General features: G+C 72.0%; 14 protein-coding genes. 7 read left to right on the forward strand and 7 right to left on the reverse strand.

What is annotated here, in order from left to right; translation table 11 throughout:
- Window positions 1-6 precede the first annotated feature (6 nt).
- The 5 genes from ACRY_RS12860 to ACRY_RS12880 form a co-directional block, all read right to left on the reverse strand.
- Entirely contained in the window at window positions 7-969 is a 963-nt protein-coding gene (locus ACRY_RS12860) for a LysR family transcriptional regulator (RefSeq protein ID WP_007423581.1), read from the reverse strand.
- Between the two features lie 73 nt (window positions 970-1,042).
- Complete coding sequence (locus tag ACRY_RS12865) at window positions 1,043-3,073, reverse strand: ABC transporter ATP-binding protein (protein ID WP_012039796.1); 2,031 nt, start codon at window positions 3,071-3,073, stop codon at window positions 1,043-1,045.
- Window positions 3,070-3,921, reverse strand: a complete 852-nt coding sequence (locus tag ACRY_RS12870; protein WP_012039797.1) for an ABC transporter permease — start codon at window positions 3,919-3,921, stop codon at window positions 3,070-3,072. The genes ACRY_RS12865 and ACRY_RS12870 overlap by 4 nt, the downstream gene beginning before the upstream one ends.
- Window positions 3,918-4,883 carry an ABC transporter permease gene (locus ACRY_RS12875; protein WP_012039798.1) on the reverse strand — a complete coding sequence of 322 codons (966 nt, stop codon included), beginning with the start codon at window positions 4,881-4,883 and terminating at the stop codon, window positions 3,918-3,920. The genes ACRY_RS12870 and ACRY_RS12875 overlap by 4 nt, the downstream gene beginning before the upstream one ends.
- A 3-nt stretch (window positions 4,884-4,886) precedes the next feature.
- Window positions 4,887-6,539 (reverse strand): ABC transporter substrate-binding protein, encoded by a 1,653-nt coding sequence (locus ACRY_RS12880; protein ID WP_007423450.1) that lies wholly within the window; start codon window positions 6,537-6,539, stop codon window positions 4,887-4,889.
- A gap of 254 nt (window positions 6,540-6,793) precedes the next feature.
- On the opposite strand from ACRY_RS12880, the gene ACRY_RS12885 reads away from it, so the two are divergent.
- The 7 genes from ACRY_RS12885 to ACRY_RS12915 all read left to right on the forward strand — a co-directional run bounded on the left by ACRY_RS12885 (window position 6,794) and on the right by ACRY_RS12915 (window position 13,871).
- Window positions 6,794-7,918 carry an alpha/beta fold hydrolase gene (locus tag ACRY_RS12885; RefSeq protein WP_231295256.1) on the forward strand — a complete coding sequence of 375 codons (1,125 nt, stop codon included), beginning with the start codon at window positions 6,794-6,796 and terminating at the stop codon, window positions 7,916-7,918.
- A 146-nt stretch (window positions 7,919-8,064) separates the two neighbouring features.
- The gene (locus ACRY_RS12890; RefSeq protein WP_012039800.1) at window positions 8,065-8,916 is read left to right on the forward strand and encodes a lysophospholipid acyltransferase family protein; all 852 of its coding nucleotides are present in this window, start codon (window positions 8,065-8,067) and stop codon (window positions 8,914-8,916) included.
- Window positions 8,917-8,987: 71 nt separating this feature from the next.
- Complete coding sequence (locus ACRY_RS12895; protein WP_043509177.1) at window positions 8,988-9,563, forward strand: hypothetical protein; 576 nt, start codon at window positions 8,988-8,990, stop codon at window positions 9,561-9,563.
- 135 nt (window positions 9,564-9,698) lie between these two features.
- Entirely contained in the window at window positions 9,699-10,316 is a 618-nt protein-coding gene (locus ACRY_RS12900; protein ID WP_012039801.1) for a LysE family translocator, read from the forward strand.
- Between the two features lie 120 nt (window positions 10,317-10,436).
- Complete coding sequence (locus ACRY_RS12905) at window positions 10,437-11,699, forward strand: paraquat-inducible protein A (protein WP_012039802.1); 1,263 nt, start codon at window positions 10,437-10,439, stop codon at window positions 11,697-11,699.
- Entirely contained in the window at window positions 11,692-13,317 is a 1,626-nt protein-coding gene (locus ACRY_RS12910; RefSeq protein ID WP_012039803.1) for an intermembrane transport protein PqiB, read from the forward strand. Before ACRY_RS12905 ends, ACRY_RS12910 begins: the two co-directional genes overlap by 8 nt.
- Window positions 13,317-13,871 (forward strand): PqiC family protein, encoded by a 555-nt coding sequence (locus ACRY_RS12915; protein ID WP_012039804.1) that lies wholly within the window; start codon window positions 13,317-13,319, stop codon window positions 13,869-13,871. Before ACRY_RS12910 ends, ACRY_RS12915 begins: the two co-directional genes overlap by 1 nt.
- A gap of 7 nt (window positions 13,872-13,878) precedes the next feature.
- On the opposite strand, the gene ACRY_RS12920 is transcribed toward ACRY_RS12915, so the two are convergent.
- Window positions 13,879-14,598, reverse strand: a complete 720-nt coding sequence (locus ACRY_RS12920) for a PP2C family protein-serine/threonine phosphatase (protein WP_012039805.1) — start codon at window positions 14,596-14,598, stop codon at window positions 13,879-13,881.
- Window positions 14,595-15,125 (reverse strand): type VI secretion system-associated protein TagF, encoded by a 531-nt coding sequence (tagF, locus tag ACRY_RS12925; RefSeq protein WP_012039806.1) that lies wholly within the window; start codon window positions 15,123-15,125, stop codon window positions 14,595-14,597. The genes ACRY_RS12920 and tagF overlap by 4 nt, the downstream gene beginning before the upstream one ends.
- Between the last annotated feature and the right edge of the window lie 2 nt (window positions 15,126-15,127).

Consider the following 15,127-nt stretch of genomic DNA (forward strand, 5'->3'; position numbering starts at 1 on the left):
GTCACCCTACGGCGCGGCCGCCGCCCGCAGCAGCGGCGGCGGCTCCGGCCGCGCGCAATGCTCGATCATCCAGGTGCGGAACAGCGCGAGGATCGGGTCCGCCATGTCCTCCGGCCGCATCGTCAGGAAATAGCCGTAGCCCTCCTCCGCCGGCTCCGGATACGGCACCACGAGCCGCCCCGCGGCGATCTCCTGCGCGAACAGCACGAGGTCGATCAGCGCCACCCCGCCGCCCGTCATCGCATAGCCGGTGGCCGCGCTCGCGGTCTCGAAGGCGAGGCCGCGATCGGTGTCCACCTCCAGCCCGCGCTGGCGGATATAGCTCGCCCACATCAGCCCCCGCGCCTGGCCCTGGAGCTTCACGTGCAGCAGCTCGGTGTCGCGCAGGAACCGCTCCAGCGTCTTGCCCTCGTGCTCGCGGGCGATCTCCGGCGCGCAGGCCGGGGCGACATGGATCATCCACAGCAGGTCGGTGACCGACTGCCCCGCCTGCGGCCGGTCGTACACCACGGCGATGTCCGGCTCCTCCCGCGGCCAGCCGGTCACGTAGGAGGAGGCGACGTCGATGATGATGTCGGGATATTCCCGGCGGAACGATTTCAGCGCCGGCAGCCCCACCTGCTGGAGGAAGCTCGGCGGCATGTGCACGCGCAGCGTGCGCAGGTGGCGGTCGCGGCCGCGGTTGCGGATGATCTCGTTCATCTCGCGCTCGATGCCGTCGAAGCCGCGGCTGATCGCCGGCAGCAGCCGCCGCCCGGCCTCGGTGGTCTCCAGCCCGTGCGGATGGCGGATCAGCAGCGGGCAGCCGAGCAGCGCCTCCAGCGTCTGCACGTGCCGGCTGAGCGCCGATTGCGAGACGTTGAGCGCATGGCCGCCGGCGGTGAAGCTGGAATGCCGGCCGACCGCCTCGAAGGCGCGCAGGGCGTTGAGCGGCAGCCAGCGTCGGTTGATCGGCGATTTGTCTGTCATGCCACGACCATGCGGATCGTCAGGTTGCCTCTCTAACGAATCGCGCGCAAGGGGTGCCACGCCCGGCCGGCCGCTACGCCCCGCGCCGCCCCAGCGCGTCGCGCGGGATGTGGCAGCGGATCGCGTGATCGCCGATCGTCTCCAGCGCCGGCTCCGTCGTCTCGCACACCGCGCCGAGCTTGCGCGGGCAGCGGGTGTGGAACGCGCAGCCCTGCGGCGGGTTGAGCGGGCTCGGGATCTCGCCCGCGAGCCGGATCCGCCCGCTGCGCCCGCCCGGGGTGGCCACCGCCGAGAGCAGCGCCTCGGTATAGGGGTGGTGCGGGCCGGAAAACACCGCCTCCGCCGGGCCGAGTTCCATGATCCGCCCGAGATAGAGCACCGCGATCCGGTCGGAGATGTAACGGACCACGCCGAGATCGTGCGAGATGAAGATGTAGCTCACCTGCCGCTCGCGCTGCAGGTCGGCGAGCAGGTTGAGGATCGCCGCCTGCACCGAGACGTCGAGGGCCGAGGTCGGCTCGTCGCAGATGATCACGCGCGGCTCGCCGGCAAAGGCGCGGGCGATGGCGACGCGCTGCTTCAGCCCGCCCGAAAGCTGGCGCGGCCGCATCGCGAGATGCCGCTCGGTCAGCCGCACCGCCGCCACCAGCTCGGCGAGCCGCGCCTCGGCCTGCCCCGGCGCCAGCCCCGCCAGCCGCCGCAGCGCCCGGCCGATCAGGTGGCGCACGCTGTGCGCGCGGTTCAGCGCCGAATCCGGGTTCTGGAAGACGATCTGCAACGCCTTGCGCTGGGCATCGCTCCGCCCCGCCGCCTCCGGCGCGGCAATCTCCCCGGCAAGCTCCACCCGGCTCGCCGCATCCGGGCGGACGAGGCCGAGCAGCAGCCGCGCCAGCGTCGTCTTGCCGCTGCCGCTCTCGCCGACGATGCCGAGCGTCTCCCCCCGCCCGAGCGTGAGCGACACCTCGCCGAGCGCGCGCAGCGCCCGCCCGCCGATCGCGAAGGTCTTGGAAAGATTCTCCGCCCGCAGCACGGTCTCCGCCGGGGCGGCCTCCGGCGGCGCCAGTGCGGCGGCGGGCGCGTCCGCCAGCGTGCCCGCGCGTTGCCAGTGATGGCAGCGCGTCGTCTGCTCCCCCTCGCGGTGCGGCGGCGGCGGGCGGGTCCGGCAGGTCTGATCGGCCAGGTCGCAGCGCGGCGCGAACACGCAGCCGGGAACCATCGCCCCCGGCGGCGGCAGGAAGCCGGGAATCGTGTCGAGCCGCGACGTCACCTTGTTCCGCCCCGGCGCCGGCAGGCAGCGCAGCAGCCGGATCGTGTAGGGATGCAGCGGCCGCTCCAGCAGCCGCGCGGCACCGCCCTGCTCCACCAGGCTGCCGGCATAGAGCACGCCGATCCGGTCGCACATCTGCTCGATCACGCCGAGATTGTGGCTGATGAACAGCACCGAGGTGCCATGCACCGCCCGCAGCGTGGCGATCAGGTCGAGCACCTCGGCCTCCACCGTGGCGTCGAGCGCCGTGGTCGGCTCGTCGAGCACCAGCAGCGCCGGGTCCTTCGCCAGCGCCATGGCGATCACCACCCGCTGCAGCATCCCGCCCGAGAGCTCGTGCGGATAGGCGGCGAGCACCCGCCCCGGCGCTGCGATCCGCACCTGGTCGAGCGCCTCGCGCGAGCGCGCCCCGGCCGCCGCCCCGGTAATGCCGAGCAGCTCGAACGCCTCGCGCAGCTGCACCCCGATGGTCAGCGCCGGGTTCAGCGCGCGGCTCGCGTCCTGATACACCATCGACACCCGGCGCGCCCTGAGCCGCCGCAGCGCTCCGGCGTCGAGGCGGGCGAGATCCTCGCCGCCGATGCGGATGCTGCCCGCCCGCACCCGCCCGTTGCGCGGCAGCGCGCCGAGGGCGGCCAGCGCCGCGGTCGACTTGCCGCACCCCGATTCGCCGACCAGGCCGAACGACTCCCCCGGCGCGATCGAGAACGACACGCCGCGCAGCACCGCGAGTTCCTGCCCCCGCGTGCGATAGGCGACCTCGAGCCCCTCCACCGCCAGGGCCGGGGTCGCCGCGGTGGCGCCGTCCCGCTCCGTGCCGGCCAGCACCGCGCTCATTCCAGCGCCGCCTGCACGCCGTCGGCGACGAGGTTCACGCCGACCACGAGCGAGGCGATGGCGATGGCGTCGAACACCACGGTCCACCAGTAGCCGCCGGTGATCATGGCGTAGTTCTGCGAGATCGCCAGCCCCCAGTCGGCCGAGGGCGGCTGGATGCCGAAGCCGAGAAAGCTGAGCGAGGCGACGGTGAAGATCGCGTAGCCGAGCCGCACCGTGGCCTCCACCAGGATCGGCGGCATCACGTTGGGCAGGATCTCGACGAACATGATGTGCGCCGCCCCCTCCCCGCGCAGCTCCGCGGCGGCGACGTAGTCCAGCTCGCGCTCCGCGATCACCGCGGCGCGCACCGTGCGCGAGATCAGCGGCGCGAAGATCAGCCCGATGACGATCACCACCGTCGGCGTCGACGGGCCGAGCGCGACGAGCGCCAGCAGGGCGACGATGATCAGCGGCAGCGCCAGCAGCACCTCGATCAGCCGGCTCAGCACGGTGTCGATCAGCCCGCCGAAATAGCCGGTGACCAGCCCGATCGAGGTGCCGAGCACGGTGCCGAGCAGCGTGGCCAGCGGTGCCACCGAAAGGATCGAGCGCGAGCCGACGATGACGCGCGAGAAGATGTCGCGGCCGAGCTGGTCGGTGCCGAACGGATGCGCGAGGCTCGGCGGCGCCAGCGTGTGCATCAGGCTGTCGTGATAGGGGTTCCAGGGCACGATCCACGGGCCGAACAGCGCGCAGATGGCCCAGAACAGCACGATGCCGATGCCCGCCCGCGCGCTGCCCGAGCCGAGGATCAGCCGCGCCCGCCCGGCGGCCGCTTCCGGCATCGCCGCCCCGGCGCCGCTCATTTCGCCGCCCCGCGATGCAGCCGCGGATTGAGCATGATCAGCAGCATGTCGGCGGCGACGGTCACCAGCACATACACCGCGCCGATGACGAGAATCCCCGCCTCCAGCATCGGGAAATCCTTGTTCCGCGCGGCGGTCAGGATCAGGCTGCCGATGCCCTGGTAGCGGAACAGCGTCTCCACGATCACCAGCCCGCCGACGAGATAGCCGACCTGGGTGGCCACCACGGTGATCGTCGGCGGCAGCGCGTTGCGCAGCACGTGCCGCACGATCACGGTCCGCCTTGGCAGGCCCTTCAGCGTCGCCGTGCGCGCGTAATCGGATTCCAGCGCCTCGATCGTCCCCGCCCTGGCCATCCGCGCGATGTAGCCGAACAGCACGAACACCAGCGGCAGCGCCGGCAGGATCAGGTGATGGATCTGCCCCAGCGCCCCGGCATGGCGCGGCGCCGTCGCGGTCACCGGCAGCGCCCGCAGCCAGATGCCGAGGATCAGGATCAGCACGATCGAGGAGACGAATTCCGGGATCACCGTCATCGACAGGCCGGTGAGGCTGATCGCCCGGTCGATCCGCGAGCGCGCGTGGATCGCCGCATACACCCCGGCGCCGATCGACAGCGGCACGACGATGACGAAGGCGATGGACGCGAGCTTCAGCGAGTTGAGCAGCGCCGGCACCACGAAGCTCGCCACCGGCCGGCGGAACGCGTAGGACTCGCCCATGTTCCCGGTGGCGAACCGGCTGATCCAGTGCCAGTACTGCACCGGCACCGGCAGGTTGGTGCCGAGCTGGCGGTCGAGGGCGGCGACCGCGACGGGGCTCGCCAGCGGCCCGAGGATCGCCCGGCCGACATTGCCGGGCAGCAGCTGCGCCCCGGCGAAGACGACCATGCTCAGCAGCAGCAGCGTCACGAGGCCGAGCATCAGCCGCCCCGCGAGCAGGCCGAGCAGCCGCCGCGCCATGCCCTATGCCACCGTGGCGTGCTGCAGGAACACCTGCGACATCCCGGTCACCACCACCCCGCTGACGGTCTTTTTCGTGGCCGCGAGGTAGTTGTAGAAATACGCGAAGATGATCGGCGTCTCGTCGAGCAGCAGCCGCTCGATCCGCCCGGAATATTCGCGCTGGCGCGTGAGGTCGACGGTGGCGATGTAATCGGCCACCAGCTTGTCGTAGGTCTTGTTGTTGAAATGCGCGGCGTTCCACGAACCGCCCGATTCCAGCGGCGCGGTGAGAAACACGTTGGGCACGCCGCGATGGCCGTAATCGGTGATTCCCATGGTGGAATCGAGCCAGTCCGAATTGCCGAACGTTGCCTTTCCGTAATAGGCGGCGCTTGTCTCGATCTTGAGGTTGATCTTCAGCCCGATCTCCGCCGCGGCGTTCTGGATCAGCACGGCATAGTCGGGGATTTCCTGCACCTGCTCGGTGGTCAGCGTCACCTCGGCGCCATGCGCGAGCCCGGCCTCCGCCATCAGGTGCTTCGCCCGCGCGATCTGCCGGTGCCGCTGCGGCACGCTCGTGTTGGTCGAGGGATAGATCGGCGCGAACGGGCTGTCATTGCCGAGGTCGGAAAGCCCGCCGAACAGCGCGTGCACGATGCCCGGCCGGTTCAGCGTCAGCGCCACCGCCTGGCGCACCCGCTTGTCGGTGAAGGGCGGCTTGTCGCAGCGCATGTGCACCTCGCGATGGTTCGAGGAGCGGATGTTGAGGATCTTCACCGAAGGGTCGTGCAGCAGCCCCTGCGCGCCCTGCACCACGATCTGCTGGATCACGTCGACCTGCCCGCCCTGCAGCGCCAGCACCTGCGATTGCTGGTTGCTGTAGAAGCCGAACTCGGTCCGCGCCGGCATCACCTTGCCGCCCCACCAGGCGGGGTTGCGCACGAAGCTCGCGCCGCGCCCCGGCGTGTAGGCGTCGAGCCGGAACGGCCCGGTGCCATCGAAGGTCTTCTCGTAATCCGCGGCGACCGATCCCTTCGGCAGGATGATCGCGTTGTAATTGTCCGAGGAGACGAGATAGGCGAAATTCCCGTTCGGCGCTTCGAGATGGAACGCGACGGTATGATCGTCGACCTTCACCACCCCCTCCGGCTTCAGCACGCCCTTGAAGGTGGAAAGCGCGTTGGAGCCGTTCTTCGGGTCGGCGAGGCGGGCGAGCGAATAGACCACGTCATCCGCCGTCATCGTGCCGCCGCTGTGGAATTTCACCCCCTTGCGCAGCGTGAAGGTCCACACCCTGCCATCCCGGCTCGACTTCCACGACGTCGCCAGCATCGGCTCCAGCCGCAGCGTCTTCGGATTGTCGAACAGCAGGAATTCGCCCGCCTGCTGCAACATGCACAGGCTGCCGGTATCCCCGGCGACGACGGGGTTGATCGCGGTCGACGGCGCGGTGATCGAGACGCGGATGGTCGCACCCTCCCCGCCCGCGGCCAGCGCCCGCCCCGGCGCCTCGCCGATCATGCCGCCGAGCAGGGCGGCGGAAATCCCGTAGGCGCTGCCATGCCGCAGCAGCCCCCGGCGGTCGATCCGCCCGGCCAGGAACTCGTCGATCACGTGATTTTGCAGCTCGTCGAGCCCTGAACGCGCCTGCTGGTTCGGCAGTCTGAACTTCATGTCCCCGTTCTCCGTTCCGTTATCCCGCGCGGCGCGCCGCCGCGCGAGGCGCGAAAAACCCTGCCCGCGCCTTTGTTTTTTTCAAATCTCCCTGTCATTGGGCAGTCTGGCGTGAAATATAGTCAAGTTCAATTGATTTTTTGTCATAGGGTCGGCTCTCCCCGACCGTCCGCACTATCGCCGGTTCCGCCGTGACTGCCCAGCGTTTATTCCATTACAGTTTCGTTTCAGAAAATCATCCCGCGAAAACACCGATGAGCTTGACGCCCCGCCGCACCCCGCCCACCGTTCCACGCCACGGCCCGCGCCGGCCGGTCATGCCCGCGCCCGCCGCCCTGCCGACGAGGATCGTCCCCGCCATGATCCGCCGCACCCCCGCCTGCCTGCGCCTGATCGCCGCCCTCGCCCTTTCCGCCGGCCTCGCCGCCTGCGCGGCGCGCGCGCCCACGCCATCCGCCGCCGCCCGCGCCCGGATCGTCACCGACGGATATTTCCGCATCGCCGCCTCGCCGGCGCCGCGGGAGACCATCGGCCTGCCCTATCGCGACTGGCTGCCGCCCGGCCGGCCGCGCGCCGTCGTCCTCGCCCTGCACGGCTTCGAGGACAGCCGCAACGCCTGGTCCACGCTCGGCCCCGAGCTCGCCGCGGATGGCATCGCGGTCTACGCCCCCGACCAGCGCGGCTTCGGCGCCGCGCCCGGGCGCGGGCGCTGGCCCGGCACCGCCACCCTGGTCTCCGACGCGCGGCAGATGGCCGCCATCCTCCACCGCCGCGACCCCTTCATTCCCCTGACGCTGATGGGCGAGAGCATGGGCGGCGCCATCGCGATCATCGTCGCCGCCGCCGGCGATCCCGCCATTTCATCCTATGTCGCGATCGCCCCCGCCGTCTGGGGCGCCGCGACGTTTCCGCTGCCGCTGCACTGGGTGGTGGCCGCCGCCGGCACGCTCGCCCCCCGCCTGCGCCTGACCGGCCGGAGCCTGCACCTGCGCCTCAGCGACAATCTCGCCGCCCTCCGCGCGCTCGCCGCCGACCCGCTGACCCTCCACGCCGCCCCGCTCGGCATGCTCGCCGGCATGGTGCGGATGATGGGCGCGGCCCAGCGCGACTGCGCCCGCCTCGCCGCGCCCCGCGTCCTGCTGATGTATGGCGGGCATGACGATGTCATCCCGCCGCACGCCACCGCCGCCTGCTGGCGCGCCATTCCGCGCGGCGCCCGCGCGACCCTCGCCTGGTATCCCGCCGGCGATCACCTGATGCTGCTCGACCATGAACGCCGCCCCCCGATCGGCGACATCCTGTCCTTCCTCCGCCACAAGCGCCGCCCGCTCCCCTCCGCCGCCGCGACCGACGCGATGATCTTCCTCGCCGAGCACTGACGCGCCGGCCCGCTTGCGCCGCCGATCATCGTTGCGATGCGGGCCCGAAAGACTTATGCTGTCAGAAAACGCGACAGCGCGTCATCGAACCGTCACATATCTCCAGTCGTCACATATCTCCAGTCAAGGCAGCACGAAACACGCTCATGGCTTCGCCGAGGTTCCTGCCCCGCAGCGCGCTGAGCTACGCGTCGGCGGAGATGTCGCTCGCCCGCCGCCTGTTCCTGCTGTCGCTGGAGGCGATGTGCGGCATCTCGCGCGCCAATCGCTGCTATGCCGCCTGGCAGTCGCTGCTGGCCGGAGCGGAAGCGCGGCCGATGAACCGCCTGCTCGAACTTCTCGACATCGCGCTGAACGTGCAGGCGCCGCGCTGGCCGGTCGAGCACCCGCCCGGCCGCCGCCTGGTCATGATCGCGAACCACCCGTTCGGCATCGCCGACGGCATCGCCATCCTCGCCCTCGCCGAGCAGCTCGACCGTCCGGTCCGCATCCTCATCAACAACGACCTGCTGCGCGTCCCCGAGATGGCGCGCTACGCATTGCCGATCGACTTTTCCGAAACGAAGGAGGCGCTGCGCCGGAATCTCGAAAGCCGCAAGGAGGCGCTCGCCTGCCTCGATCGCGGCGAGACGGTGGCGGTCTTCCCGAGCGGCGGCATCGCGACGGCGCGCAACCCGTTCGGCCGCGCCGAGGACCTGCCCTGGAAACTGTTCACCGCGAAGCTGATCCATCTCGCCCGGGCGGATGTGCTGCCGGTCCATTTCCCCGGCCAGAACAGCCCGCTGTTCCACGCGGCGAGCCGGGTGAGCATGTTCCTCCGCCTCTCGCTGATCGTGCCCGAGGCGGTGCGCCGCATCGGCCTTCCGCTCAAGGTGCGGATCGGCGAGGTGATCCCCTACGAGCGCCTCGCCGCCATCACCGACCGCCACGCGCTCACCGCCCTGCTCCAGCTTCACGTCCTCGCCCTCGCCCCGGAACGGGCGCGGCGACTCCGTTAGATTTTCTCACGCCACCGCGGCGGCGAAAAAGCGATTGCCCACCCCCGCCCCTCCATGGTCTTCTGCGCCGCATGAACCTGGCCGCCCGCTTCGCCGCGATCATCCAAGGCCTCTGCGCCGCCGTCGCCAGGCGCGGCGCTAACGGGGCGTTCGTGCGCGAAACGTCGCGTCGCGGCTCGGCCTTCGCCGATCCGCACGCCCTGACCGTCCTGCTCTGGTCCCGCCTGCAACGCGCTATCGCCCGCTTCGCCCGCCTCGCCGCCGGCGCCCCGCCGCCGCGCCCGCGCCCGCACACCCCGCGCCCGGCCCGCGCCCGCGGCGTGCCGGACCTGCCGCGCCGCCGGGGCTGGCTGCTCGCCCCGGTGCCCGAAGCCACCGCCGCCGCCTCGCAACTCCGCGCCTTCCTCGCCGAACCCGAAACCCGCGCCCTCATCGCCGCCGAACCCCGGCTCGGCCGCATCCTCCGCCCGCTCTGCCGCACCCTCGGGATTTTGCTCCCCGAAGCACCGCAATCTTGCCCGCGCCGCACCCGCGCACCCGGCACCCCGGCCGCCGCCGACCCGCCGACCCGGCCGCACCGCCCGGCCCGGACCAGCCCGCATCCGCGCCCGCCGCGCCGCCCGCGCGCGCCGCCCGCCCCCGCCTGACCCGACAACCGGACGCCTTTCACCCCCCGACGGCGAACGCCGCCGGATGCGCCCGCGCGCGCCCATCCCGCGGCGTCGCCGTCATCCTCGCGTTCAGGGATGACGCGGCGCGCGGTTTCCGTCAGGATGCCCGCCATGCCGCCGCCCGACCTGTTCCTCGGCTTCATCGCCGCCGTGACGCTGCTGATGCTCCTGCCGGGGCCGAACGTGATGCTGCTCGTCGGCAACAGCATCTCGCACGGGCGGTCCGCCGGCTTCACCACCCTGGCCGGCACGGCGTCCGCCATGGCGGTGCAGCTCGCGGTCACGGCCTTCGGGCTGACCGCCCTGCTCGCCCATCTGGGCGCCTGGTTCGGCGTCCTGCGCTGGTCCGGGGTCGCGTACCTGCTCTGGATCGGCATCGCCACCTGGCGGCGCCCGCCGGTGGATGCGGCGGCGCCGCCGGCCAGCCCGCCCGGGCGGCGCGCCATCTGGGTGCGCGGCTTCGTCGTCTCGCTCACCAACCCGAAGACGCTGTTCTTCTACGGCGCGCTGTTTCCCCAGTTCATCGATCCGGCGCGCCCCGCCTCGTCCCAGGTCGCCGTGCTCGCCGGCAGTTTTCTCGGCCTCGCCCTCGCGATCGACAGTCTCTGGGTGCTGCTCGGCGGCGCGCTGGGCCGGCGCCTCGCCGGCGTCGGGCGGCTGCCGAACCGGATCGGCGGCGGCCTGCTCTGCGGCGCCGCCCTCGGCCTCGCGATCGCCCGCCGCCCCTGAGTCCGCCGATCACTGTCGCGTGAGATCGGCCGATTCGCGGCCGTTCCGGCTGCGCCGCCGCCGCCGCCTTCTTATGTCACGCCAGATGAATGCCCGCCGCCTCCACCATCGGTGGCGCGCATGAGCCTGGCGTCCTTCCTGTTCGGCACGCCGGATGCCGTGCGCGACCCGCCCCATGGGGTCATCGGTTGCGCCTGGTGCGGTCTCGTGCAGCGCCTGCCGGCGCGTTCAGGGCCCGGCGTCATCCATTGCCGCCGGTGCGATGCGCCGCTCGAACGCATGTCGGGCCGCGGGCTCGATGCCGCCCTCGCCTGCGCCGTGGCCACGCTGGTCCTGCTGCCGCCGGCCATTCTGCTGCCGCTGATGCGCGTCTCGCTGCTCGGGACCGCCAACCGCAGCACGATCACCGCCGGCATCGCCGGGCTCTGGCATCAGGGCTGGCCGCTGGCCGGCATCGTCCTGGCCGCCGAACTGATCGCGCTGCCGCTGGCGCGCTTCGGCCTGCTCGCGGCGGTCCTGGCGATGCTGCGCGCCAGACGACGGGCGGCATGGCTCGGCCCCGCCTTCCGCATCGCCGAGCGGCTCGACGAGTGGGCGACCATCGACGTCTTCCTGATCGGCTGCATCATCGGCTATTCGCGCGTGGCACCGTTCCTGCCGGTGCGGATCGGCGCCGGCGGCGCCTGCGTGATCGCCGCCGCCTTCATGACGATGATCACCCGGGCAACGCTCGAGCGCCGGGCGATCTGGCGGTCCATCGGGCCGGAATCCAGCCATGCCGGGCACGACGCCATCGCCTGCGCGGCCTGCGGCCACGTCGCCGCCGCCGCCGATGCCGGCACGCGCTGCCCGCGCTGCCGCGCGACGCTCTGGCGCCAGCGCCCCCACGCCACGGCGCAGGCCCTCGCCCTCACCCTGGCCGGCTTCATCTTCTACCCGATCGCCTATCTCTACCCGATGGAAATCGACATGCGCGCCGGCACCGCGCATGCGCACTCGATCCTCTCCGGCGTGATGAAGCTGTTCCAGGCCGGGCTGTGGCCGCTCGGCCTCATCATCTTCACCGCCAGCGTCGCAATTCCCCTGATCAAGCTGTTCGGCATCGCCTGGATCATCCTGTCCTCGCACCGCCATTCCACCCGGCGGCTGCGGCTCAAGGGGCATGTCTGCCGCCTCATCGTCGAGATCGGCCGATGGTCGCATATCGATGTCTTCACCGTCGCCGTGTTCCTGCCGCTGCTGCACCTCTCCGGCCTGCTGAGCATCGATGTCGCCGACGGGCTGCCGGCCTTTCTCGCCGTCGTCGTGCTGACCATGCTGGCCGCGCGGGCGCTCGATCCCCGCCGCATCTGGATCGCCGCACGGGAGCCGGCCCATGGCTGATCCGGACGCGCCGGAGGCCCGCTTCCGTGGCACGCGCTGGCCGGGGTTGATCTGGGCGGTTCCGGTGGCCGCGGCGCTCATCGTCGCCTGGCTCGGCGTCGCGGCACTGGCGACGCGCGGCCCGGAAGTCGTCGTCACGTTCCCGATCACCGGCGGCATCAGGCCCGGCGGCACCGACGTGACCTATCGCGGCGCGACGGTGGGCCACGTGGTCAGCGTGCATCTCGATGCCTCGCTCGCCGCCATGAAGGTGCGCCTGCGCTTCGATCCCGACATGGACGGACATCTGGGGCGCGGCACCAGATACTGGATCGCCGGGCGGCACGTCAGTTTCGGCAACCTTGCCTCGCTGAAATCGGTGATCGCGGGTCCGCATATCGCGGTGGCGCCACGGAACGGGCCGATCCGGCATCATGCCGCCGGCCTCGCCCATGCGCCAGCCGTCAACCCCGCGAAGGCCGGACTGACGGTCATGCTGACGGCGGCGAAGAAGGGCAACATCTCGACCGGCGCGGGCATCTTCTACAAGGGGTTCCGGATCGGAACCGTGCGGAAGATCGCGCTCGGCCCGAACGGCGGCGGCTTTGCCATCGGCGCCTTCATCAGCCGGCGCTACCAGCGCCTGATCACCACGCGCAGCCGCTTCTGGAACGCCGGCGGCGTACGGGTGACGGCCTCCGGCGGCGGCCCCCGCCTCGCGATGCAGTCGGTGCCCGCGCTCGTCTCCGGCGCGCTGGGAGTGACGACGCCGCCCGGCGGCCGCCAGGCCATCGACGGCGCCCGTTTCCGCCTCTACCCCAGCGCCGCCGCGGCGCGCGACGCGCCGGGCCCGCATGCCGTCGCCTACAGAACGGTGCTGCCAGGCGGGCCACGGGGCCTCGCGGTCGGCGCGCCGGTAACGCTGGAGGGTGCGACGGTCGGCGCGGTGACCGGCGTGGCCATGGCCTACGCGCCGCGCGCGGGCGCGATACGGAGCACGGTCCGCTTCGCGCTCGATCCGTCGCGGATCGGCCTTGCCGGTGCGACGTGGAACCTGCGGCATCCGCGCCCGCAGATGAACGCGATGCTCGCGCGCCTGATCCACCGGGGGCTGCGCGCCCACCTCGCCCGCGCGACACCGGTGATCGGCCAGCAGGAACTCGCCCTCGCCATCATGCGCGGGGCAGCGCCGGCCACGCTCGGCAAGGGCGTGCCGCCCGCGGTTCCAGCCGTCGCCGGCGGCTCGATCGGCCGGCTCATGGCCGAAGCCGGCGGCATTCTGGCCAACCTCCATGCCGTCAGCGCGCGTCTCGCCGCGCTCAGCCGGGCGCCGCGGACGCGGGCCGCGCTGAAGCGGCTCGCGCAAACCGCCGCGAACGTCGCGGCCATCACCCGCACGACGCGCGGCCAGGCGCCGCACCTTCTCGCCGACCTGCGACGGACAGCGAACGAGGCGGATGAAGCGCTGCGCGATCTGCGCGGCATGATCGGCGCCCAGGGCAGCGCGGCCAACGCCCCGGAGTCGCAGACGATGCCGCATACGCTCTACGAACTCGGCCGGGCCGCGCGGGCGCTGCGCGAACTGGTCGATGAACTGAACGCGCATCCCAATGCGCTGATCCTCGGCAAGGGACGCTGATGACCCGAACGATCGCCACACTCGCGATGGCCCTGACCCTCGGCCTTGCCGGCTGCGCCGGCCAGCGGACCATCTATCTCGCGCTATCGCCGACATCGGGGCCGACATTCCACACCCGTGGAGCGGCGATCGCGGTGGCGCACGTGCTGATGCCGCCGACGATCGACCGGATCTACCTGACCACCGCGACCGGCCCGAACACGCGCGCCGTCTCGCGGCGGGCGCGATGGACCGCCCCGCTGGCGGGACAGGCGCAGGCCATATTGGCACGCGACCTGGCGCGCCGCCTGCCCGAGCGGCGCGTGGCCATGCCCGGCGATCCCGTCCCGCGGGCGGCGCTGCTGGTGCATGTCGAGGTGACGGACTTCATCCCGCATCCGGGCCATGTCGAGCTCGCCGCGGACTGGCGCGGGGTGCGGGCGGGCAAGGCCGTGGCGGCTGGGCGGGTGCGCATCGCCGAGCGTTGCGGCGGAGGCGCGGCGGCGGAAGCGCACGCCATGAGCGTCGCGCTCGGCCGGCTCGCCGACCGGATCGCGGCGCGGCTTTCACGGTGAGGGGCGGTCAGACCGCGACGACCACGGCCGTCACGTTGTCGTTGCCCTTGCGGGCGAGGGTGGCCGCGATCAGCAGTTCCGGCGGCGGCACGCCGTCCGGCGAACCGAGCAGGGCGGCGATTTCCGCCTCGGGCAATGTCTTGCTCAGCCCGTCCGAGCAGAGCAGGAACCGGTCCCCCGGCTCGATCCGGCCGATCACCTTGTCGAGTTCGAGATCCGCGTCGTCGGCGCCGACGGCGCGGGTAATCACGTTCGCCTGGGGATGGTGCTCGGCGGCCTCGGGCGTGAGCCGGCCCTCGTCCACCAGCGCCTGCACCAGCGAGTGGTCGCGGGTCAGCTGGGTCAACTCGCCGCCGCGCAGCAGATAGACGCGCGAATCCCCCGCCCAGAGGCAGGCGAAATGGTCATCGCGCAGGATCAGGATCGCGATCGTGGAGGCGATGACCGCGCGCGGGCCGCGCTGGGACGCCTCGTGCAGCAGGGCGTGATGGGTCTCGTTCACCACGCCCCGCACCTGCGGCAGCAATTCGGCCGCGGTCAGCCCCGGCTCGAGGCGGTCCAGCCCGGCGACGATCATCCCCGAGGCCACCTCGCCCGCCTGATGCCCCCCGGCACCGTCCGCCACCGCCCAGAGGCCGAGATCGGGGCGGCAGAGATAGGCATCCTCGTTGTGCCTGCGCACCGCGCCGACATGGGTTTCCGCCCAGGTCACGGCGCGCGGGATCATCGCACCGTCTCCCCGGCCTCATCGCGCAGGAACGCCGCGAAACCGGCGGGGTCGGGCAAGCCGGCGACCTCGATGCGGCCAGGACCGCGATGCGGCCCCCCGGCCGACCACCAGCCATATGCCGGCTCGCACGGATCGGGCGGGAGATCTGCCAGACGGGCGGCGAAGGTATCCGGCGGCACATCCGCGGTGACGGCGGCGATGCCGATCTCCTCGACCGCGTCGAGCCAGGCGGAGCCGGCGCAGGCCGCATCGGTCGCGAGCACCAGCGGAAAGGCGCGCCCGACACGGTCGATGCTGGGCAGCCACACGCCACCGAGCGGCACGCCCGCGACCGGCGCGGCAAATCGCCAGACCGGCGCTTCCATCCAGCAGGCCTGCCAGTCATCGCCCAGCGCGTTGCGGCTGGCCTCGAGGCTCGCGCGCATCCAGCCATCGAACGCGTCGACCACAGCCCGCGGCAGGCCGGCGCCGACGAAGTCGCCGCGCGCCGGAATCTTGCCGTAAAAGCCGCTCACCCGCGCCACAT

Origin of the sequence: Acidiphilium cryptum JF-5 (genome assembly GCF_000016725.1) — a bacterium.
In the GTDB taxonomy this organism is placed as follows: domain Bacteria; phylum Pseudomonadota; class Alphaproteobacteria; order Acetobacterales; family Acetobacteraceae; genus Acidiphilium; species Acidiphilium multivorum.